The organism is Sphingomonas sp. JUb134, assembly GCF_004341505.2.
Lineage (GTDB): Bacteria > Pseudomonadota > Alphaproteobacteria > Sphingomonadales > Sphingomonadaceae > Sphingomonas.
In genome coordinates this window covers 1,552,816-1,573,587 of the sequence record NZ_SLYP02000001.1, presented here as the reverse complement: position 1 = coordinate 1,573,587, position 20,772 = coordinate 1,552,816, and the positions used below count along the sequence as shown (strand labels likewise).

The 20,772-nt window shown below is 65.0% G+C and carries 18 protein-coding genes and 1 pseudogene; 7 read left to right on the top strand and 12 right to left on the bottom strand.

The features are described from left to right. Positions 1-8 precede the first annotated feature (8 nt). Positions 9-842 (top strand): IS21-like element helper ATPase IstB, encoded by an 834-nt coding sequence (gene istB, locus EDF69_RS07485; protein ID WP_204991410.1) that lies wholly within the window; start codon positions 9-11, stop codon positions 840-842. Between the two features lie 53 nt (positions 843-895). Here istB and EDF69_RS07480 read toward each other — a convergent pair whose 3' ends face one another. Both EDF69_RS07480 and EDF69_RS07475 read right to left on the bottom strand, forming a co-directional pair. Beyond that, positions 896-1,138 (bottom strand): hypothetical protein, encoded by a 243-nt coding sequence (locus tag EDF69_RS07480; RefSeq protein WP_204991332.1) that lies wholly within the window; start codon positions 1,136-1,138, stop codon positions 896-898. Positions 1,139-1,172: 34 nt separating this feature from the next. Further along, positions 1,173-2,354, bottom strand: a complete 1,182-nt coding sequence (locus EDF69_RS07475; RefSeq protein WP_132883276.1) for a hypothetical protein — start codon at positions 2,352-2,354, stop codon at positions 1,173-1,175. A gap of 70 nt (positions 2,355-2,424) precedes the next feature. Here EDF69_RS07475 and EDF69_RS07470 point away from each other — a divergent pair, with 70 nt between their 5' ends. The 6 genes from EDF69_RS07470 to EDF69_RS07450 all read left to right on the top strand — a co-directional run bounded on the left by EDF69_RS07470 (position 2,425) and on the right by EDF69_RS07450 (position 10,816). Beyond that, positions 2,425-2,667: a type II toxin-antitoxin system prevent-host-death family antitoxin gene (locus EDF69_RS07470; protein ID WP_132883275.1), complete on the top strand. Its 243-nt coding sequence runs from the start codon at positions 2,425-2,427 to the stop codon at positions 2,665-2,667. Next, the gene (locus tag EDF69_RS07465; protein WP_132883274.1) at positions 2,667-3,092 is read left to right on the top strand and encodes a type II toxin-antitoxin system VapC family toxin; all 426 of its coding nucleotides are present in this window, start codon (positions 2,667-2,669) and stop codon (positions 3,090-3,092) included. Before EDF69_RS07470 ends, EDF69_RS07465 begins: the two co-directional genes overlap by 1 nt. A gap of 42 nt (positions 3,093-3,134) precedes the next feature. After that, positions 3,135-3,539, top strand: a complete 405-nt coding sequence (locus tag EDF69_RS19595) for a hypothetical protein (protein ID WP_239555360.1) — start codon at positions 3,135-3,137, stop codon at positions 3,537-3,539. Next, on the top strand, positions 3,473-3,964 hold the full coding sequence (locus EDF69_RS19590; protein ID WP_239555358.1) for a DUF3883 domain-containing protein: 492 nt from the start codon (positions 3,473-3,475) through the stop codon (positions 3,962-3,964). Before EDF69_RS19595 ends, EDF69_RS19590 begins: the two co-directional genes overlap by 67 nt. A gap of 297 nt (positions 3,965-4,261) precedes the next feature. Beyond that, positions 4,262-7,441, top strand: a complete 3,180-nt coding sequence (locus EDF69_RS07455) for a hypothetical protein (protein WP_204991331.1) — start codon at positions 4,262-4,264, stop codon at positions 7,439-7,441. 1,791 nt (positions 7,442-9,232) lie between these two features. Further along, positions 9,233-10,816: an LA2681 family HEPN domain-containing protein gene (locus EDF69_RS07450; RefSeq protein WP_165890015.1), complete on the top strand. Its 1,584-nt coding sequence runs from the start codon at positions 9,233-9,235 to the stop codon at positions 10,814-10,816. A 107-nt stretch (positions 10,817-10,923) separates the two neighbouring features. Here EDF69_RS07450 and EDF69_RS07445 read toward each other — a convergent pair whose 3' ends face one another. The 10 genes and pseudogenes from EDF69_RS07445 to EDF69_RS07400 all read right to left on the bottom strand — a co-directional run bounded on the left by EDF69_RS07445 (position 10,924) and on the right by EDF69_RS07400 (position 20,755). Then, positions 10,924-11,481 (bottom strand): hypothetical protein, encoded by a 558-nt coding sequence (locus EDF69_RS07445; RefSeq protein ID WP_239555356.1) that lies wholly within the window; start codon positions 11,479-11,481, stop codon positions 10,924-10,926. A 37-nt stretch (positions 11,482-11,518) separates the two neighbouring features. Next, positions 11,519-11,623: pseudogene (locus tag EDF69_RS19945) on the bottom strand (hypothetical protein); the annotation flags it as partial. Further along, positions 11,616-12,755, bottom strand: coding sequence for a hypothetical protein (locus EDF69_RS07435; RefSeq protein ID WP_132883271.1), 1,140 nt, complete (start codon positions 12,753-12,755; stop codon positions 11,616-11,618). The pseudogene EDF69_RS19945 and the gene EDF69_RS07435, both read right to left, overlap by 8 nt. Before the next feature lie 300 nt (positions 12,756-13,055). Then, on the bottom strand, positions 13,056-14,615 hold the full coding sequence (guaA, locus tag EDF69_RS07430; RefSeq protein WP_132883270.1) for a glutamine-hydrolyzing GMP synthase: 1,560 nt from the start codon (positions 14,613-14,615) through the stop codon (positions 13,056-13,058). Between the two features lie 176 nt (positions 14,616-14,791). Beyond that, positions 14,792-16,894: a prolyl oligopeptidase family serine peptidase gene (locus EDF69_RS07425; protein ID WP_425336669.1), complete on the bottom strand. Its 2,103-nt coding sequence runs from the start codon at positions 16,892-16,894 to the stop codon at positions 14,792-14,794. Positions 16,895-17,079: 185 nt separating this feature from the next. Then, positions 17,080-17,502, bottom strand: a complete 423-nt coding sequence (rplQ, locus tag EDF69_RS07420) for a 50S ribosomal protein L17 (RefSeq protein ID WP_132883269.1) — start codon at positions 17,500-17,502, stop codon at positions 17,080-17,082. A 229-nt stretch (positions 17,503-17,731) separates the two neighbouring features. After that, entirely contained in the window at positions 17,732-18,796 is a 1,065-nt protein-coding gene (locus EDF69_RS07415; RefSeq protein ID WP_132883268.1) for a DNA-directed RNA polymerase subunit alpha, read from the bottom strand. Positions 18,797-18,895: 99 nt separating this feature from the next. Further along, the gene (rpsK, locus tag EDF69_RS07410) at positions 18,896-19,285 is read right to left on the bottom strand and encodes a 30S ribosomal protein S11 (RefSeq protein WP_129342170.1); all 390 of its coding nucleotides are present in this window, start codon (positions 19,283-19,285) and stop codon (positions 18,896-18,898) included. A gap of 86 nt (positions 19,286-19,371) precedes the next feature. Next, positions 19,372-19,740 (bottom strand): 30S ribosomal protein S13, encoded by a 369-nt coding sequence (gene rpsM, locus EDF69_RS07405; protein ID WP_125961391.1) that lies wholly within the window; start codon positions 19,738-19,740, stop codon positions 19,372-19,374. A gap of 367 nt (positions 19,741-20,107) precedes the next feature. Beyond that, a complete protein-coding gene (locus EDF69_RS07400; protein WP_132883267.1) occupies positions 20,108-20,755 on the bottom strand; it encodes an adenylate kinase in 648 nt (215 codons plus the stop codon). Between the last annotated feature and the right edge of the window lie 17 nt (positions 20,756-20,772).

Genomic DNA, 20,772 nt, shown 5'->3' with positions numbered 1-20,772 from the left:
AGGACGCCATGCCGGTGGGCACGACCGCAGGTACGCCACAGGTGCTGCTCGCCCATCATCTCAAACAACTCAAACTGCCAACCGTTCTGCGCGAGTACGAAAAGGTCGCGCGCGAATGCGCGCAAGGCGGGGTCGACCACACGCGCTACCTGTTGCGGCTTATCGAGTTGGAGCTCATCGACCGCGAGCGCCGGACCATCGAACGACGGATCCGCGCAGCCCGTTTCCCGGCTGTGAAGAGCTTCGACACCTTCGAGTTCACCGCCATCCCCAGCCTGAACAAGATGATGGTGGTCGAGCTCGCACGGTGCGAATATATCCTGCGCCGCGAGAACGTCATTGCGCTCGGCAACAGCGGGACAGGCAAGACGCATGTAGCCCTCGCGCTCGGCCTGGCGGCTTGCCAGAAGGGCTTCACAGTCGCCTTCACTACCGCGGCCTCGCTGGTGAACCAGTTGATGGAGGCGCGAGACGAGCGACGGCTGCTCAAGCTCCAACGCGAGATGGCGGCCGTGAAGCTGCTCGTCGTCGATGAACTCGGCTACGTCCCGTTGTCCCCGACCGGCGCCGAACTGCTCTTCGAGGTGCTGTCGCAGCGCTACGAGCGCGGCTCGACCATCATCACCTCCAACCTGCCGTTCGAGGACTGGACGCAGGTGCTCGCCTCCGAGCGGCTGACCGGCGCACTGCTCGACCGGCTCACCCACCATGCCACCATCCTGACCATGAACGGCGACAGCTATCGCCTCAAGCAGTCCACCGGACGCAAACGTCGCGGGGCGGAGCAAAACCAGGCCAGTGCCCTGTCCGACCCGGACACCGGTGAGATATTATCTTCCTGACCATCAGGCCGAGGACGGCAACGATATGAAAAGGGCCCCGATCGGGGCCCTTTTCATATCGTCAGCGCGCGCCTCAAGTGGCCTGCTTTTACTCCGCCCCGCTGGCCTGGTTTTGCTCCGCCGTTGACAACCAAGCAATTGCGTCGAGCAAGACTGGACAGCGCCTGATCCACCGCCGCTCGATTTCCAAAATGTAGCAGAGCCTTGGCGGACACGCCGGTGCCCTCGGGCAGGCCTTCCACATCGGCCATGATCTGGTCGGTCAGTCGCTGCATAACGATGTCAGAAATATACACGAATTTCTGGCACTACGCACCGCTCAGATCATTGTCACGCATTCACGGCTTCGTCTGTTGCGAAGGCTTCCATGCCGGCGACCTCGTCGGCAATCGTCGCAAGCTGCAGCTGGGCGTCCATCTTCTTCAACCGCTGCCGAGCCCATCCGATGAAAGCTTGGATGGCGGATGTTTCCTCGGAGACTTGGTCAGCGGGAAGCGTCGTCAGAAACGTGCGTAGCCGATCTCGCTCCCCGGCCTGCGCGAGCTTGCGATCCAGGAATTCCACCCGCTGCTGTTCGATCTTGGCAAGCCGTGCCTGTTCGGCGCGCCGCTGGCGGGCGATCTCCTCGAGCCGCGCCCGTTCCCGTGCTTCTTCCCGCTCCACCTTCCTGCCGGCCGCGAACGCGGCAAACGAAACCAGTATCTCATCGATCCGGCTGTCGATCTTACGGGCGCGGGTGTCGGCGAACCGCCGCTGGGCATTTTCATACCGAGACCAGCCCGCGATCTCGATCGCCATCTCGCCGGTCGGCGTGAAATCATAATAGGAAATGGAGGGGCGCTTATCCCAATTGTCCCAATCACTGCGATGGCGGGCATCCCAGCGCTCTCGCCGGCGGGTCTCCTCTTCCGTGGCGACATGGAGCGACCGGCGGATGGTCTGATAGATGGCAAAGCCGATCGCTTCATCGTCGACGACCATCTCGAGACCCTCGCGTCCAGCTTCGAACCGATGGCCACGGGCCAAAGCGTTGTGGACCAGTGCGTTCAAGAAGGCGCCAACACGATCAAGCGTGTCGGGGTGCGCGCGGATCCGAAAGGCCTCCCCACCAAGACCAGTGATCGCTCCATTGCGATCCGGCTGGGCCTTTCTTGCTGCAGCAAGTGTCTTGGCGACAAGCGGATGCAGCTTTTCTGGTACGGCTACAGCTTCCACCGGCTGTCTGGCGACCGCGATCGCCGCCTCGATCGGCGCGGGCGTCGGCGGCTTCGCGCGTGCATCGATCACGATGCGATCGCTCACGCCTTTTGGTACAACGCCCAGCGCTTTACGCTTGACCGGGCGCCCGGCATGCAGCCGTCCCCAATACGTGGCATCCGGCAAGGGGATGGCGTGCTTCACGCATTGCTTGCGCAGCGCCACGTCGGAGATGCCGAGCTCGGGCGCTACCTTGGATACGGCGCGTTCCCAGATCATGTCATAAAGCTGCTGCCGGGTGAGAACATGCCGCATCGGCCAACCTCCTGCTGGAATTCTTAAACCCGATAAGCTATATGACTATCTACATGGTCAGGAGCGTGACGTGGATGCGATCAATCTGGCGGACGCCAAAGCCCATCTGAGCGAGCTCGTCGACCGGGTCGAGGCAGGCGATTCGATCGACATCACCCGCCGCGGCAAGCCGGTCGCGCGGCTGACCGCCGTGGCCAGGCCGCGCAAGCCGATCGATGCAGCGCTGCTTCAATCGCTGACGTCAGCGATGCCGCCCCAATCCCAGAGTGCCGCCGATCTCGTGCGGTCGATGCGGGAGGGCGATCGCTACTGATGGAGTATCTCGATACGTCGCTGATCGTCGCGGCGCTCTCCAACGAAGCTATGACGCCGCGTGTTCAGGCCTGGCTGGCCGAGCAGGATCCAGCCCAGCTTTTGATCAGCGACTGGACCGTCACCGAGACGTCTTCCGCCATGGCGATCAAGCTGCGGACCGGGCAGATCAACCTGGAGCAGCGCGCGGCAGCACTCGCCATGTTTAACAAGCTCGTCGCCGAGAGCTTCACGGTGCTGCCCGTGACGGGCGGGCAGTTCCGGGCGGCGGCGAGGTTTGCCGATCAGCACACATTGGGGCTTCGCGCCGGTGACGCGTTGCACCTAGCGATTGCGTCGGAGCATGGCGCCACAGTGCATACGCTCGACCAGCGGCTCGCCGAGGCAGGCCCGGCGCTCGGTGTGCCGGCGCAGTTACTGGCATGATCCGGGCCTTCTCCAGCTTGGCTCACCCGCTCGGGAGCCGCCATGGCCGGTGACTGGTCCAACGAGCAGAATGACGCGATCGTGGCGGACTATTTCGCGATGCTTGGCGACGACATCGCTGGGCAGCCCTACAGCAAGGCCGAGCACAACCGTCTGCTGCAAGCGTTGATCGATCGCCCGCGCGGCTCGATCGAATATAAGAATCAGAACATCAGCGCCGTGCTCAAGGGGCTCGGTGAGGACTGGATCCCGGGCTACAAGCCGGCTTTCAATTTTCAGGCCTCGCTGTGGTGCGCTGGCTCCAGCGTTATCCAGATTGGCTCGCACCGGCCGCGCGGATGGCGATGGGTCCGTCGCCGTCAGCGCTCCGGGAGGAAGCAATGCTGTGGATCGGGCCGCCACCCACGCACAGCAATGCGCCGCCGCCCGACGAGCTCGAGCAGATGACCTTCATCGCGCGGAAGTACGACGTGGCGGAGCGCGATGCCCGCAATCGCGCTCTAGGTCGCGCCGGCGAAGAGCGGGTCCTCGCTCATGAGCGTGCCAGCCTGCTCGCCGCCGGCCGGACCGATCTCGCCGAGCGCATCCGCTGGGTGTCGCATGTCGATGGCGACGGTGCCGGCTATGACATCCGTAGCTTCGACACCGACGGCAGCGATCGTCTGATCGAGGTGAAGACGACCAATGGTTGGGAGCGGACGCCGTTTCACATCACGCGCAATGAGTTGGCCGTTGCGGAGGAGCGACGCAGTGATTGGCGGCTAGTGCGATTGTGGAATTTTGCGCGGGAGCCAAAGGCATTCGAGTTGCGGCCGCCGCTGGAGGCGCATGTGTCGCTCATGGCGACCAGCTATCAGGCTAGCTTCCCGTAGCGGCTGCCACCTTGCGGGGGCGAAAATACCCGATAGACGAAGTGCCGGGCCGAGCGCCTGCCTCCCGAAAGCAGACGTCCATTCAGATAACGCGGTGCGGCGGAAACTGGCGCGGCGTCAAAGTGGCAGCCAATGCGGTCGGAGGTGGCAACCCTGACCCTCCGCAGTCAACAACGTTGCGGATGTTGTCAGTTCCAACAATATCTTCGACGCCATGTCTTTAGGGAGATGCAATTGGCTAGCGAAACTCCACCGACATCTAGAATGAACGCCGGTGGGCGGGCGACGGAAGCCGGGATGGCCTTCCAGGCCGAGGTCGGGACCTGGCTTGCCGCCCATCTGCTGGCGCGCATGCCGGTAGGCGGACACTTCGGTCTCGCCAATGTGGCGTTGCCGACGACGATCCAGCTCGAAACCGGCGACGGGCTCGACGACATCCGGCTGGACCAGGACGATGCCAGCCGCATCGACCTGCAGAGCAAGACTAGTGCTGGCCTCGCAAAGAGCGCCAAGAGCCCGCTTGGCAAAACCATCGGTCAACTTGCACGGCTGATGGTCGATGCACGCAGTGCCGGCGTCGAGATCGATTCAAAGAAGGCGCGTGCGGTACTGGCTGTCGCGGGGGACGCGCCGCGCACGCTCGATGCGCTCGAACGCGGCTGCCGTGCCTTCGACCTGGGTGGCCACTGGAGTACCACTAAGGCGGGACGATCGAAGGAGGAGCGAGAGGCGCTCGATCTGTTTGAGGCACACGCCCGAACCGCATTGGCGTCGATGTCCGCGCCGCCACCGACCGACGATGATCTGGTAATGATGGCACGCGTGTTCCGCGTCTCGCGTTTCTCGATGAACGAGGGCGAGGACAATTGGCGTGAGGCATCGCGGCTGCTCGCCGTGAGGCTCTACGGTTCAGAAACCGCCGGCGAGGCGCCGCTGCGCGACCTGAAGGGCATTATCCGCGGCATGATCGGCAGCGGCGCGCCCGCGGATCGCGCCGGATTGCTGCGCGAGCTTCGCCGGCTCGGCCATAATGACGTGGGCGCGGCTGACTATACCGCCGATCTCGGGCGATTGTCGGAGGCGACTGGCGCCGAGCTAAACCGTCTCGCCGGTCATAGGCGCCTGCCGATCGCCGGCGGCATACCTATCGCGCGAGTAAGCGATAGCCCCCTTAGCGCAGCGGTTGATTCCGGCTCGCTCATCGTCATCGGCGAACCTGGCGCGGGCAAGACCGGTGCCCTGGTCGCACTCGCCGAGGCGCGCCGCGCGGCCGGCGATACGGTTGTGTTCCTCTCGGTGGACCGCTTCCCCGGTGTTGCCATCGCTGCAAATCTCCAGTCCGAGCTGGGGCTGGAGCACCCGCTGGTCGAAGTGCTGGATGCTGCGCCGGGTTCAGGCGCCAAGCTGATCATCATCGATGCGCTCGATGCCGCGCGCGGTGGTCCGGCTGAAGGCGTGTTCGCGCAGCTGATCGAAACCCTTAGTGCGTCTGGCACGAACTGGACCGTCATTGCGTCAATCCGCACCTTCGATCTGCGCAATGGGCGACGGTTCCGCGACGCCATGCCGGGATCGCCGCCCGATCCGGCCTTCGCCGAGGCAGGTTTGGCGAATGTACGGCATTTTCAGGTGCCGCGGCTGGCAGACAAAGATCTCGACACTGCGGGTGCCGCTGCAGCAGATCTCGGCAGTTTGGTCGCCGCCGTGCCCGGCAAGTTGCGCGACCTGCTGCGTAACGTCTTTAACCTCTCGCTCGCCGCGCAATTGCTCGCCGATGGCGCCAGCCCCGACAGCATCCGCACGGTTGCCACGCAGTCCGACCTCATCGATGCCTATGAGGATCTCCGGCTCACTGGCACTGCCCTACATCAGGCGACGGCAATGACGGTCGGCGCGATGGTGACCCGGCGCAGGCTCGCGGTACGCAAGGTCGTGGTCGAACATAGTCAGCTTGACGCAGTGATTCAGACTGGCGTTCTGACGGAATCCGGCGATCTTGTCAGCTTTGCTCATCATGTTCTGTTCGACCATGTCGCCGGTCGTTTCTTCCTCGAATGGGATGACCCGGTCCGACTGATTGGCCAGCTCGGCGGCGACAGCTCGATTGCGCTGATGCTGGCGCCGGCGCTGCGCTTCGCGATCGAGCGGCTATGGCGCCAGGACACCGACGGCAAGGCGCAGCTCTGGCAGCTCGTCGCCGATATCTACGCTGACCCGGCGGTCGATCCAGTGCTTGCCAATGTCGCGCTGCGCACCGCGATCGAGCGCGTTGCAACGTCCGCCGACATCGCGGGCTTGGTCGCATTGATTGCAGCCCGCCCGAGTGAGGAAGCGCTGGCGACGATGCTTTCGCGACTGGCCCGCTTTGTCGGGCTTGCGGTCGACACAGCCGGCAGCGTTGTGGCGAGCGAGGCGGTCGCTTGGGCACGGGTCGCCGATGCAGCGATCGCGACCGGTTCGCGCGACCTTTCAGACGCGACGCGGTTCCTGCTCCACACACTATTCGACAAGGGTGACCTTGCTGAGGCGGAGCTGCTCGATGTCTTTGGCCGCGCGGCACGGGCGCTGCTAGCCTTTGCCTGGCCACCGAGCCACCCATGCAGCAGACCGCGACCAATGCCATCCGCTTCGTCGGCAAGAGCTTCGCGTCCGATCCCGCCGCATCTCGCGCGCTGCTCGACCGCATGCTGCGCGATCCGCATTTCTCAGCCCGTGCCGACAAGGAAGCGACCTGGCTTTCCGAGCAGATCATGCCGATCGCGCGGGCCGACGCCGATTTCGCGATCGAGATCTACAGCGTCCTTTTCTCGCGCGACATCACCGATAACAGCACCTCGTTCATGGGCGGGCAGGCGAGCCGGATCATGCCACTCTCGTCCAACCGCAGCCAGGATTACCGTCACTGCCGCTACAATCTGGGCCGGCGGGTCACGCGCCTCCTTGAGTTGTCGGTGCCACTCGGCACGCGCGCGATCGTCGAGGCATCGCTCGGTGACACCAATCGCGCGATGCCCTTGGGCGACGATCGCGAACAAGTCGTCGTGCCGGGCCGCGCGCCGTTCGACCTGCTCGGCCACGATCATGAGTATAGAGCCTGGGACGACACCGAAGAACGTCACGGCACGCAGGACGACGATGTGCTCGCGCAGTTGGTCGCGCATCTGCGCGACTGCTCGCCCGCCGCCTTTGCCGAGACGGTCGGTGCGGCGGCGACCGGCTATGCCGGGCCGGCAGTATGGACGCGGATCCTCGGCGTCGGCGCCGAGCGCGTTGGCGAGGTCGCAGACCTGCTGTGGCCGTTCGCATGCAACATCACGATCCTGGCCCATGGCGACATCGTCCGCGACGCGGTCCGCCTTCTGGCCGCGGTCTATCCGTCGCGGCCGCGTTCCGAGCGGGCGGCATTCGAGGCCGAAGCGCTGCGGCCCGATCTGTTTACCGACGAGGCCGAGCAGCGCTGGTGGCGCCGCACACTAAGCCGCTTCCTGTCGCTGATCGATGCCGACGCGATCGCGACCGATCCCATGCGTGCGCTGCGCGAGGAACTGGTCGCGGGGAACGAGCTGGCCGGCAATCCTCCGACGCGCTCGGGGTCGATCCGCTGGGGATCGTCGCGCGGAGTCACGCGCCGCCTGCTTGCCGGCGAAGGCGTCGATACCGAGGAAGGCGTAGACGCGCAGATGCTGTCGCGGTCCGAGGCGCTCTACGACCTGGTGCAGACGACGCCCCCAGCCAGCAACGCGGCTGCGCTTGGCGCCTTGTGGACGGCAACGCTCGCGACGATCGGCATGTACGACGCCAATGCGGCCGCGCTTCACGAAAAGGTCGAGCAGCCCGTCTGGGGGCATATAAGCAATGCCGTCGAGCGCATCGTCGATGCCGACGCTTATGTGCCCGGCACCGAGGGTCTGCCGTCGCTCGATGAGTTGCTGGGCATTCTCGAGCGCTTGTGGGCCAGCCGCTTCCCCGAACCCAGGCAGAAGGACGAGGATTCAAGCCTGAGCTGGGGCAATTGGGAAGTCCGCGTCTATGCCGCCCAGGCCTATGTCGAACTCGCCCGGCGCTTCGGCGAAACGCATGGCGAACTTGTCGGCAAGTTCGATGTGATGCTCGCCGATCCCGCGCCCCAGGTCCGCCTCCAAGCCGCGCAACGCTTGTTGGTGCTATGGCATGTCGCACGGGAAAAGATGTGGGACCTCGCCGAACAGGTGGCGCGTGACGAGCCGCACACCGAAGTGCTGGCGTCTTTCCTCCACTATGTCGTGCCGCGCGTCACCTGGCAGGACGTCGATAAATGCAAGGAGATCATCGAGATCGTCCGCGCCCGCCGTGAGGCGGTCGAGCGCGATGACAAGCCCGGCCGCGACAAGGTCGCCGAACAGCTCGGCGGCCTGACCGCGCAGCTCTGGTGCTGGCAGGAAGAGGCCATCGCGCTCGAATGGCTCAAGGCTTGGGCCGGTGACCCCGCCGCGCACCGCGAGTTTTCCACCTCCTTCCTGTCGATGCTGCGCGGCGCCTTCTTCGCCCGCTATGCGAGCGGTGAGGAGCGCGATGCGGGGCTTGCTGATCGCTCACAGCAAGCGGCGATGGTCATTCTGGAGGCGTGCTCGGCAGCTGCGGACGCCAGCCATGCCGCGGTCATGGGCGAAACGGTTGAGGGCGCCGAACGCGAGGCCGCCATCGCCACCTACAAGGCGGCGGAATCGGTGATCGGCCACCTGATGAACCAGGTCTATTTCGGCTCGGGCGCGCATGCCGACAATCGCGAGGCGAAGGTCGGGCTCACGTCCCCCGACACCATACACCGGTTCCTTGTCGATTATCGCCCGATGCTCGCTCTGCTGGCGACCTCACACGAACCTTCGACACACCATCATCTCGTCGAACTCTACGAGTTTCTGATCCCCGGCGATCCGGCCGGCGTGTTCGACGCGCTCCATGCGCTGCTGACAGGCCCGGCCGCGCGCGAGGGCTATCATCACGAAGGCCTTGCCGCGCCGGTCATCGTACGGATGATCACCCGCTATATCGCCGACCACCGCTCGATCTTCGAGGATAACACACGCCGCGCCGCGCTCGTCGAGATCCTGCGCCTATTTTCGGACGTTGGTTGGTCAGAGGCGCTAAAGCTGCTCTACGAACTTCCCGACCTGCTTCGCTGACGATGACCCGACCTCCCAAATGCCGACGCGGGCGCTCGTAGCGCCGCGCGAGCGACTGATGCCAGGTCATCACACTGGACACGGACCGCCGACGAAGGGACGACGTATGCCGACAACGGCGGAAATGGAAAAGTTACGCGAGCGTTCGATCGCCAAGCTCGATGCCGACGCCGCGCTCGACCATATCGCGACCTTAGTCGACACGTCACTCGACGCGCAGTTCCAGCGCGGTGTGGAACGCGCGCTTTATCTGCTCGACGAGTTGGCGAAGCGCGAGCTGACGCCCAGGCAAGGTGCTCTCATTGAGTATTTTCGCGCGAATGCCTGGAGCGCCAAGGAAGAGTTGGCGGGTGAGCGCGGTTCTTGGGACTGGGAGCATGCCGAGCGGGAACAGCAGATCTTGGCGCTGTCCCGCGCCGCCGCACACCCCGGCTTCGCCGAGCTCGACATCGTCCGCTGCTGCCAGATCCTGACCAATCGCGCGAATCAACTCGACACCATGGGGCGCTTCGTCGACGCGATCGAGGGCTGGGACAAGGCGCTGCAAATCGTCCCCAATTTTGCGATGGCGCTGGCGAACCGCGGCTTCGGCCTCAAACATTATGCCGGGCTGCTGGAGGATGATCGTGAACGAGCGATCCTCCTGCTACACGCACATGATGGTTTCGCCGCCGCGCTTGCGCCCGATGCGATTTATGAAGGCGAGGATCAGATCGGCCTGCGGCGGCAGTTCGCCGCGACCGCCGCCGAATATGCCGCGGCGGCCGATCTGGATCGCATACGCGCCTTGCAGGATCTCGACGGCACCGGTCTCGGGCGCAGCAAGGCCGAGCGAGCCTATCGACGCTGGTGCCTAGACCGTAGGCTCTTCCTCAACCCGCTGAATGATCTCGGCGCTTTCACAGTGGCGGCGTTCGACGATCTCGTGTTGCCGACGATCATGGAGTCGTTTGCTGACCGGCCCGGCGCCTTCACTCCGGCGCCGGTGTTCGGCTTCTTCAACCAGATGAAGCAGGAATATGCCTCAGCACGCTTTATGCTGTACGAGGGCCTGAATAGCACCAAGCTCCATTTCTCCGACCTTGGCGTACGGCTATTCGATACGCTCGACTATCCGGCGCATTCGTTAGCGACCGAGCGCGTTCGCACCGCCTACCGCATCGCTTACTCGTTGCTCGACAAGGTGGCGTTCCTCGTCGATCATGTCTGGAAGCTCGGCAAGATCGCCGACCGAATCAATTTCAAGAATGTCTGGATGGTTGAGGGCAAGCCGCGCCTGCTAGACCGCTTCAAAGCCTATCCAAACTGGCCACTGCGTGGCCTTTACTGGTTGTCGAAGGAGCTGTTCGATGACGAGATCAAGCGTACGACCGCGGCGGATGCCCGCGAGCTGCACGACATCCGCAACGCGCTCGAGCATAAATACCTGCAGGTCCATGAGGGATGGGCATGGGATCTGATGCTCACCTTGCCCGCGTCCAACGGCTTAGGCCTGTCGATCAACAGCGATCTGCTCGAAGCCAAAGCGCTCCGGATGATGAAGATCGCGAGGGCAGCGTTGATCCAACTGGCGCTCGCTATCGGCGTCGAGGAGCGCAACAAAGCCGCAGCGGCGCCGGACCGGCTGATCGGGTCGATGCCTCTATACGCGCTTGAGGAAAGACGAAAGCGGCGCGACCCCAGCTGGTAGTCGTGGCCCCTGCCCATCGCCAACTCGACCCATCGCTCCGATGACCTCTGCAAACCGACCACGCGCTGCGCCGATTTGGCTGAGGCGAGCCGTTTGGCCGTGACGCGCTATCGCAGGATTGAGATGAGCAGATCTCTGATCTTCGCGGAGAAAATCTCGTCGTCGACGCTACGACCCGTGGTAACGAAGATGACTTCGTCAAGGACGCGCGCTAGCATGATCTCGAGTTCCCCACCCCGTTCCTCGCTCGCTGTCAGGGCCTCGATCGCATCCTTCCGCGCAAAGACCACGATGGGTGGCTCCTCGCCCTCCTTCGCGATGATCCGGGCGGTCGCAACGGGCTTGTCCTTGAGACCTTCGCGAAAAAAGTCCGCGACCGTCTTGCTTTCGACTACCTGGCCGAAGACATGGACGTCAATCGCGGCACCCTCTTCCAACAGGTCGGGCGAGAGAATGTCCGAAAGCTCATCTGCAAAGGCGTCGAGGAAGGCTCCGATCACCAGCGCCACGAACATGGATTCAGGTTTCTTGCCATCGGTGCGCACGGTGAAAAGCAGGCGCTGCGTGCTGCCTAGCCGAAGGACAAGGTTCAAATCGTCGTCGGGGCGATGACGCACGACCATATGGTCCAGCCCGCTCGCGCAGATCCGCTCGCGCGCCTTCACGCTCGAACTGCACAGGCTCGAAGTTGAGACTCCGGATAGCGGCGCGCGCGGCTTCCCGCTCGGTCGCGCACTCGCCGATTGTCGAGCTGATGAAGACCCGCAGGCGGTCCGCCGTCGCCCGCTGCAGGGGCGGGTCAGCCATAACCGAGCTCCCGAATGCGCTCGATCCGCTCAGCGACGGCGTCCCCGATCTCACGGTCGGGTTCGAGACGCCGCAACAGGAAGGCGGTGTCGAGCCCGATCTGGGCGCTAATCTGGTCGTTCGAGATGACGGTGAGATCGACGTCCATTGAGGCCGGCTCCAGCACCCGATGACGGACGGCGTCGATCATGGCGAGGCGCTTGCGTCCACCGCTTGGCTGATAGGCAAGAAAATCGGCCGACCGAATATTGCAGATCGCCTGCTCGACCTGCCACCGGGCGCACCGCAGCACCAACGCCTGCTCCAGAAACGCGGCACCTCGGTGAGTGTTGCGGAGCACGTGGAGCGTCTTGGGCATCGACGCGGCGAGCCGCCGCTCACGGGCGCTCGCGACGCTCGCGGGATCCTGTTCCGGGGATGGCGGCCAGCCGGGATCCGGACCATTCTTCGTCCTTGCCTCGAATTCGGCCTCGGTTCTCGCCATCGTGTGAGGCGGTCGATCCTCAGGCCGCCGATAGACTTCAATGCCGGGCAGGAGGATGGCGTTATCCCAATTAGGCGTGAAGCCGAAGTCGCGGCTGCCGCCTCCGCGCGAGACGCTCTCCGGCATCTCCGCCACAATCAGCCGCAGAGGCGCTACCGGCTGCTCGGCATAATCGGCGAGCTGATCGAGCATCCAATGCCGCGAATCCATGCGCTTGATATGGCTCGTCACCATCATCAGCGGCTGGCGAACCGTATCGATGCCGGCAACGCGCCAGCGCAGGAGATCGACCTGCTGCGAGATCGCGAGCACGTAGCCCGGCCCATCATAAGCGATCTCAAGGCGGACCGCGTTCGGTCCAGACAGCGTGGTCCATTCCTTCAGCAGCGCGAGCGCGGACTGCATTCCGCGAATGTTGGAGCCAACGAGCGTTATGAAGGGCAGATCATCAGGGATGATGCCATAGCCGCAGCCCGAAAAGCCGCCGGCGGCCAGGCGCTGCGACAGCTCCATATTGGCCATGACCATCTCGATGGCGGGCCAGCCCCAGTCGTAGCCGCCCGCATCCCTGATGAGATCGTCACGCTCCGCTGACTGCTGAGCGGCTACCTTCGCTTTCCTCGCGCCCTTACCCTTTTTCCCGCTCATTTTTGCACTTTGAAACAGCTCGGCTAAATTGCCAAGGACCGCCTGGAAACAGCGTCAGTCGCTTTCTGGAAGCAAAGCAGCCCCGCCTTTTTCCACGCTATCCTACGCCAGGGCACTCTCACTTGTCGAAGCGGCTTTACATCGTCTCGAGAGTGATCGCAGATTAGTTGTGAAAGACATAAATGGTGTGAGTCCGCATGAAGGTAGTGGGAAATGAAGGAGAACAGCAATCAAGCGAAGGCGAATAAGCAAAGGCGAAGATCACCGCCGAAACTACGCTATTGCCACCGTTTGTATCCGTCACTCCCACTCGATCGTGCCGGGGGGCTTGCTCGTATAGTCGTATGTGACGCGGTTGATGCCCTTCACCTCGTTGACGATGCGGGTCGCCACGCGCGGCAGGAAGTCGCCGGGGAACTGGAACGCCTGGGCGGTCATGCCGTCGGTCGAGGTGACGGCACGCAGCGCCAGCACCGAATCATAGGTGCGGCCGTCGCCCATCACGCCGACCGAACGGACCGGCAGCAGCACCGCGAACGCCTGCCAGATGGCGTCGTAGAGGCCCGCGTTGCGGATCTCTTCGAGGTAGATGGCGTCGGCCTTGCGCAGGATGTCGCAGCGCTCCTTGGTGACTTCGCCCGGGATGCGGATCGCAAGGCCGGGCCCGGGGAACGGGTGACGGCCGACAAACGCGTCGGGAAGGCCGAGTTCCCGACCGAGCTCGCGGACCTCGTCCTTGAACAGCTCGCGCAAGGGCTCGACGAGCTTCATGTTCATGCGCTCGGGCAGCCCGCCGACATTGTGGTGGCTCTTGATCGTCACCGACGGGCCGCCGGTGAAGCTGACGCTCTCGATCACGTCCGGATAGAGCGTGCCCTGGGCCAGGAACTCGGCGCCGCCGATCTTCTTCGCCTCGTCCTCGAACACGTCGATGAAGGTCTTGCCGATGAACTTGCGCTTGGCCTCCGGGTCGGTGACGCCGGCGAGGCCGTTCATGAACAGCGGTTCCGCGTTCACGTGCACGAGCGGAATGTTGTAGTGGTTGCGGAACAGCGAGACGACCTGCTCGGCCTCGCCGGTGCGCATCAGGCCGTGGTCGACGAACACGCAGGTGAGCTGCTCGCCGATCGCCTCGTGGATCAGCACCGCGGCCACCGCCGAATCGACGCCGCCCGACAGGCCGCAGATCACGCGGCCGCTGCCGACCTGGGCGCGGATGTCGGCGATCTTGGCTTCGCGGAACTCGGCCATCGTCCAGTCGCCGGTGAGGCCACAGACGTGGCGCGCGAAATTGCCGATCAGGCGGCCGCCGTCCGGCGTGTGCACGACTTCGGGGTGGAACTGGGTGCCGTAGTAGCGGCGCGTATCGTCGGCGATCACCGCGAAGGGCGCGCCGGGGCTGGTCGCGACCACGCGGAAGCCGGGGGCGAGCGCCGTCACCTTGTCGCCGTGGCTCATCCACACCTGATGGCGATCGCCCTCATCCCAGAGCGCGTCGAACAGGCCGCAGCGGTCCTCGACCCCGATATAGGCTTCGCCGAACTCGCCGCTCATGCCCTTTTCGACGGTGCCGCCGAGCTGCTGGGTCATGACCTGCTGGCCGTAGCAGATGCCGAGCACCGGCACGCCCGAATCGAAGATCGCCTGGGGTGCGCGCGGGCTCCCCTCCTCCGGCACCGAGGCGGGGCCGCCCGACAGGATCACGCCGCGCGGGCGCATCCGCTCGAACGCTTCGGCGGCCGACTGGAAGGGCGCGATCTCGCTGTAGACGCCGGCCTCGCGGACGCGGCGGGCAATCAGCTGCGTGACCTGGCTGCCGAAGTCGACGATCAGGATGGAGTCTGTGGGATGAACGCTCATGGCAGCGCGCGATAGCAGAGCTTGTGCGCGCTGCCAGCCCCTTTGGCGAGAGCCCTACTCCGCATCCCGCCTTCCGTTCGTCTCGAGCAGGGATCGAGCTTGTCGAGAGAACCGCGGCCGGTTTCTCGACACGCCGTCTCGACAAGCTCGACGGCTACTCGAAACAAACGGAAAGGTTACTCGACCGGCTTGACCTCCATGCCGGTCCAGCGGGCCGCGAACGCCCAGAGGTCGGCATATTCCTCGATCACCTTGTCGGTCGGCTTGCCCGAGCCGTGGCCTGCGCGGGTTTCGATGCGCACCAAATGCGGCTTGTCGCCGATCTTTGCCGCCTGAAGCGCCGCAACGTACTTGAACGTATGGCCCGGCACGACGCGGTCGTCGGTGTCCGCAGTGGTGGCGAGGATTGCGGGATAGTCCTTGCCCTTGCGGATGTTGTGGTACGGCGAGTAGGCGCGCAGGGCCTTGAAGTCGGCTTCCTCCGCCGGATCGCCATAGTCGTCGACCCAGTAGCGGCCCGCGGTGAAGCGATCGAAGCGCAGCATGTCCATGACGCCCACGGCCGGCAGGGCGGCGGCGAACAGGTCCGGGCGCTGGTTGACGACCGCGCCGACCAGCAGGCCGCCGTTGGAGCCGCCCTGGATCACCAGCTTGTCCTTGGTGGTGTCGCCCTGCGCGATCAGATCCTCGGCCGCGGCGATGAAGTCGTCGAAGACGTTCTGCTTGTTGGCGAGGCGGCCACCGTCGTGCCACGCCTTGCCGTACTCGCCGCCGCCGCGGATGTTGGCGACCGCGAGCACCCCGCCCTGCTCCAGCCACGCCAGGCGATTGGAGGAGAAGGCCGGCAGCACCGACGAGTTGAAGCCGCCATAGCCGTAGAGGAGCGTCGGCGCAGGGCCGGTCGTCCCCTTCTTGCGGACCAGGAACATCGGCACGCGGGTGCCGTCCTTGGAACCGTAGAAGCGCTGAGCGACGTCATAGTCGGCAGGATTGAACGCAACCTTCGGCGTCTGCCACGGCGTCGCCTGACCCGTGCGGACGTCGTAGCGGTAGATCGTCGTGGGCGTGGCGAAGCTGGTGAAGGCGAAGAAGGTCTCGGGATCGTCCTGGTCGCCGCCGAAGCCGCTGGCCGTGCCGATACCGGGCAGCGGCACCGCGCCGTCGCGCGCACCGTTGAGCGTATAGCGGCGCACCTCGGTCTTCGCGTCGACCAGGTAGCTCGCCATCAGCTTGCCGCCGGTGATCTTTGCACCCTGCAGCGTCGCCTCATCCTGCGGCACGATCTCGCGCAGGCGATCGGTCGAGGCGGCGGCATCCATCGCGACGATGCGGCCGCGCGACGCGTCCTTGTCGGTCACGAAGTAGAAGGTGCTGCCGATGTTGCCCGCGAGATCCCAGCTGTTCTCCAGCCCGCGCACCAGCGTGCGGGGCCGCATGCGGGCGTCCGTCAGGTCGATCAGCGTGATCTCGTAGCGGTTGTCGGTACCCTCCGACGTGGTGATCACCAGCCACTTGCCGTCATCGGTGACCTGGCCGACGTGGCTCTGCTTGGGCTTCTCCGGGGTCGAATAGACCTTGATGTCGGCCGACTGCGGCGTGCCGATCTTGTGGAAATAGAGCGCGTGGTTGAGGTTGAGCGCCTGGAACGCGGCGCCCTGTTCGGGTTCCGGGAAGCGCGAGTAGAAGAAGCCCGAGCCGTTGTGCGCCCAGGCGACGGCAGTGAACTTCGCCCACTTGACCTCGTCTTCGAGCGGCTTGCCGGTGGCGACGTCGAGCACCTTGAGCGTGCGCCAGTCGGTGCCGCCGTCCTGAATGCCATAGGCGATCAGACGGCCGTTCTCCGACGGCACCCATTCGGACAGCGCGGTGGCGCCGTCCGCCGCCCAGCCATTGGGATCGATCAGCACGCGGCCCGGGCCGTCGAGGGTGTCGCGGACATAGAGGACCGACTGGTTCTGCACGCCGCTGTTGCGCGTGTAGAAATAATGGCCGCCCTTCTTGGTCGGGAGGCCGAAGCGCTCATAGTCGATGAGGGTACGCAGCCGTTCCTTGAAGATGGCGCGGCCGGGCAGCGTCGCGAGGTACGCGTCGGTCACGCGGTTCTGTGCCGCGACCCAGGCGGCCACCTCGGGATCGGTGCGGACGTCGTTCTCGAGCCAGCGGTAGGGATCTTCGACCTTTTCGCCGAAGAGCTTGTCGACCTGATCGACCCGGCGGGTTTCGGGGTAGGACATGGTTACCTCGGCTTTGTGGGACGGCGACTGCGAAAGGCCGGGCATGCCGGCGCGAAAGCCCGGATCGGACTTGCCGCAGCCGGCGAGCGCCAGCGAAACCAAAGCCATTGCAGTCGCGCAGACGCGTCGTGACACCAGGTGCTCTCCGGAGAAAAAAGAAAGGGCCGGCGCCAAACTGGCCCGGCCCTTCTTTGTTTGCAACCGCTTAGAAGCGGAGGCGACGTCGCCGATTATGCGGCTTCGTCGAAGTCCTCTTCGGTCAAGACCGGACCGGAGTCCTGGCCCTTCGCCGAGACGTCGCGGTCGACGAACTCGATGATCGCCATCGGCGAGGCGTCCGACGCGCGGATGCCGGCCTTGATGATGCGGGTGTAGCCGCCGTTGCGATCGGCATAGCGGGTCGCCAGCACGTCGAACAGCTTCACCAGCTGCGCATCGTCGAGGAGACGGGCGTGGGCGAGACGACGGTTGGACAGGCCACCCTTCTTCGCCAGCGTCACCAGCTTCTCGACGTAGGGACGCAGTTCCTTCGCCTTGGCGACGGTGGTGGTGATCTGCTCGTGCTTGATCAGTGCGGCCGACATGTTGCGGAACAGGGCCAGACGATGGGCCGAGGTACGCTGCAGCTTACGACCGCCAACGCGATGACGCATGATATCTTCCTTCGTTCGTTAAGGGGCCGTGTCACGGAAACCCCAGACCAGGTGGGACGGTGAGCCACCCATCAAAACCGTCATGCCGGCGATGCCGGCATCTTTAAACCTAGCGCTCTGAACCCGGAGCCCGTCGCGGCAAAGCCGCGACGTCGAACGGGCCGGTTTGCACCGGCCCGCCGGCCGGGGCTGTTCCGTCTCGCCCGCAGCAACGCTGCGGGCGTGCGGATCAGCCCATGATCTCCTGCTCGAGCTTCTTGGCCATTTCCTCGATGTTCTCGGGCGGCCAGCCCGGGATTTCCATGCCGAGGCGCAGGCCCATCGACGAGAGCACTTCCTTGATCTCGTTGAGCGACTTGCGGCCGAAGTTCGGGGTGCGCAGCATCTCTGCCTCGGTCTTCTGAACCAGATCGCCGATGTAGATGATGTTGTCGTTCTTCAGGCAGTTGGCCGAACGCACCGACAGTTCGAGCTCGTCCACCTTCTTGAGGAGGAAGCGGTTGATCTGCGCGGTGTCGCCGGCCGACTCGGCGACCTGTGCCGGAGCCGCAGCACCGGTCGGCGCCTGACGGGTGACCGACGAGTCGTCGAAGTGCACGAACAGCGCCAGCTGGTCCTGAAGGATGCGGCCCGCATAGGCGATCGCGTCCTCCGGGGTCACCGTGCCGTCGGTCTCGACGGTCAGCGTCAGCTTGTCGTAGTCGAGCTCCTGACCCACGCGGGTGTTCTCGACCTTGTACGACACCTGGCGCACCGGCGAGAACAGCGCGTCGACCGGGATGAGGCCGATCGGCGCGTCGGCCGGACGGTTGCTCGCAGCCGGCACATAGCCCTTACCGCTCTCGGCGGTCAGTTCCATGTTGAGCGTCGCGCCCTCGTCGAGGTGGCAGATCACGAGCTCGGGGTTCATCACCTCGATGTCGCCCGAAACGGCGATGTCGCCAGCCTTGACTTCGGCCGGGCCGGTCATGGACAGCTGGAGGCGCTTGGCGCCCTCGCCCTGCATCTTGAGCGCGATCTGCTTCACGTTGAGGACGATGTCGGTCACGTCCTCGCGCACGCCCGCCAGGCTCGAGAACTCGTGCAGCACGTTCTCGATCTTGATGGAGGTGACCGCGGCGCCCTGCAGCGACGACAGCAGCACCCGGCGCAGCGAGTTGCCGAGCGTCAGGCCGAAGCCACGCTCCAGCGGCTCGGCAACAAAGGTCGCCTTGCGCTTGGAATCGCCACCAGCCTTCTTCTCGAGGCCGCTGGGCTTCTTGAGTTCCTGCCAGTTCTTAGCGTTGACAGACACGGGCTTCCCCTAGTTGTGGGCGCAGGCGGGGGCTGCCCGCGCCGAATGACGATCCGGCCGCGCAGCCAACAAAGGGTCGCGACGGCCGGACGGGATCGATCAAACGCGGCGGCGCTTGGAGGGGCGCACGCCGTTGTGCGGGATCGAGGTCACGTCGCGGATCGACGTGATCTGGAAGCCAACGGCCTGCAGCGCGCGCAGCGCCGACTCGCGACCCGAACCCGGGCCCTTCACTTCGACTTCCAGGGTGCGCACGCCGTGGTCAGCAGCCTTGCGGCCTGCGTCTTCGGCTGCGACCTGGGCGGCGTACGGGGTCGACTTACGCGAACCCTTGAAGCCCATCATGCCGGCCGAAGACCAGCTGATCGCGTTGCCCTGCGCGTCGGTGATGGTGATCATGGTGTTGTTGAAGCTGGCGTTCACGTGCGCGACGCCTGCGGTGATGTTCTTGCGTTCGCGCCGACGAAGGCGCTGCGGTGCCTGTGCCATGGGGTAATCCTGACCTGATATCGTGTGACGAAGGCCGGGAGGCGTTCAGCCTCTCACCGGCCTGCGGAGAAGCAAGCGCGCTGCGCTTACTTCTTCTTGCCCGCGATCGGCTTGGCCTTGCCCTTGCGGGTGCGCGCATTGGTGTGCGTGCGCTGGCCACGGACCGGCAGGCCCTTGCGGTGACGCAGGCCGCGGTAGCAGGCCAGGTCCATCAGGCGCTTGATGTTCATCGCGGTTTCGCGACGGAGGTCACCCTCGACGGTGTGGCTGGCGTCGATCGTCTCGCGGATCTGCAGCACTTCCTGATCGCTCAGGTCCTGCACGCGACGCTCGGCAGCGATGCCCAGCGCGTCGGTGATCTGCTTGGCCTTCGCAGGACCAATGCCGTGGATGTACTGAAGCGCAATGATGACGCGCTTGTTGGTCGGGATGTTAACACCCGCGATACGTGCCATGAACTTTATTCTCCCAGCTCCACGAGGCACCGCATGGCTATACGCGCGCCCCATCTCGTAGCGTTGACCCGAAACGCACGATTGCGGCGGACACGCGTGCGCGCCGCCGGGACCGGTGTGTCGGGGTAAAGCGCAGGTAAGCCCGGGCGGGGAAGCTGTCAACTGCCCGGCGGAACCAAATTTGCGATGGAGCGTGCGGGTGGTCGTGAGAGAGGGTGCGACAGGACCGGAGCCGGGGGTTCGCCCGCTTCAGCGGGCCGGCCGGGGTCTAGTTGGAGAGGCCCCGGCGAGAGTCGCGCCCGTGCCGTAGCTGGGCCCCGGCCGTCGCCGGGGTACAGGAAGGCGGGGACCGAAGCCCCCGCCCGCCTCAGCGGTTGAGGATTTCCGCGATCTGCGTGGCGACCGTGTCCATGTCGGCCATGCCATCGACTCGCTCGACGAGCCCGCGTTCTTCGTAGCCGGGCAGGATCGGCGCGGTCTTGGCGCGATACTCGGCCATGCGGGTGCGCACCGTCTCTTCGTTGTCGTCCGGACGGCGCTTGAACTCGATCGAGCCGCAGGCGTCGCAGGTCGCCTCGACCTTGGGCAGCTTGAACTTGTCGTGATAGCCCGTGCCGCAGACCGCGCAGGTGAAGCGGCCGACGATGCGCTCGACCAGCGCATCCTCGTCCACCACCAGCTCGATGACATAGGCGAGGCGACGGCCGCGATGCTCGAGCAGCAGGTCGAGCGCGTCGGCCTGGGCCGCGGTGCGCGGATAGCCGTCGAAGATCGCGCCCTGCCCTTCCTCGAGCTGGTCGAGGCGCTCGCCGATCAGGGCCGAGACGATCGCGTCGGAAACGAGCTCACCCGCCTCCATCACCGCCTTCGCCTTCAGCCCCACGGGCGAGCCTGCCTTCACCGCCGCGCGCAGCATGTCGCCGGTGGACAGCTGCACCATCCCGCGATCATGCTCCAGACGGCTCGCCTGCGTACCCTTGCCGGCGCCCGGCGGTCCGAGCAGGATGATGTCCACGTGTCTTCCCCTCTTCG

What these genes read in the sequence shown, in the direction of transcription:
- istB (WP_204991410.1), top strand. Translation starts at nt 9, where the DNA reads ATGCCGGTGGGCACGACCGCAGGTACGCCACAGGTGCTGCTCGCCCAT.
- EDF69_RS07475 (WP_132883276.1), bottom strand. Translation starts at nt 2,354, where the DNA reads ATGCGGCATGTTCTCACCCGGCAGCAGCTTTATGACATGATCTGGGAA.
- EDF69_RS07465 (WP_132883274.1), top strand. Translation starts at nt 2,667, where the DNA reads ATGGAGTATCTCGATACGTCGCTGATCGTCGCGGCGCTCTCCAACGAA.
- EDF69_RS19595 (WP_239555360.1), top strand. Translation starts at nt 3,135, where the DNA reads ATGGCCGGTGACTGGTCCAACGAGCAGAATGACGCGATCGTGGCGGAC.
- EDF69_RS19590 (WP_239555358.1), top strand. Translation starts at nt 3,473, where the DNA reads ATGCTGTGGATCGGGCCGCCACCCACGCACAGCAATGCGCCGCCGCCC.
- EDF69_RS07455 (WP_204991331.1), top strand. Translation starts at nt 4,262, where the DNA reads ATGGCCTTCCAGGCCGAGGTCGGGACCTGGCTTGCCGCCCATCTGCTG.
- EDF69_RS07450 (WP_165890015.1), top strand. Translation starts at nt 9,233, where the DNA reads ATGCCGACAACGGCGGAAATGGAAAAGTTACGCGAGCGTTCGATCGCC.
- EDF69_RS07435 (WP_132883271.1), bottom strand. Translation starts at nt 12,755, where the DNA reads ATGAGCGGGAAAAAGGGTAAGGGCGCGAGGAAAGCGAAGGTAGCCGCT.
- guaA (WP_132883270.1), bottom strand. Translation starts at nt 14,615, where the DNA reads ATGAGCGTTCATCCCACAGACTCCATCCTGATCGTCGACTTCGGCAGC.
- EDF69_RS07425 (WP_425336669.1), bottom strand. Translation starts at nt 16,894, where the DNA reads ATGCCCGGCCTTTCGCAGTCGCCGTCCCACAAAGCCGAGGTAACCATG.
- rplQ (WP_132883269.1), bottom strand. Translation starts at nt 17,502, where the DNA reads ATGCGTCATCGCGTTGGCGGTCGTAAGCTGCAGCGTACCTCGGCCCAT.
- rpsK (WP_129342170.1), bottom strand. Translation starts at nt 19,285, where the DNA reads ATGGCACAGGCACCGCAGCGCCTTCGTCGGCGCGAACGCAAGAACATC.
- rpsM (WP_125961391.1), bottom strand. Translation starts at nt 19,740, where the DNA reads ATGGCACGTATCGCGGGTGTTAACATCCCGACCAACAAGCGCGTCATC.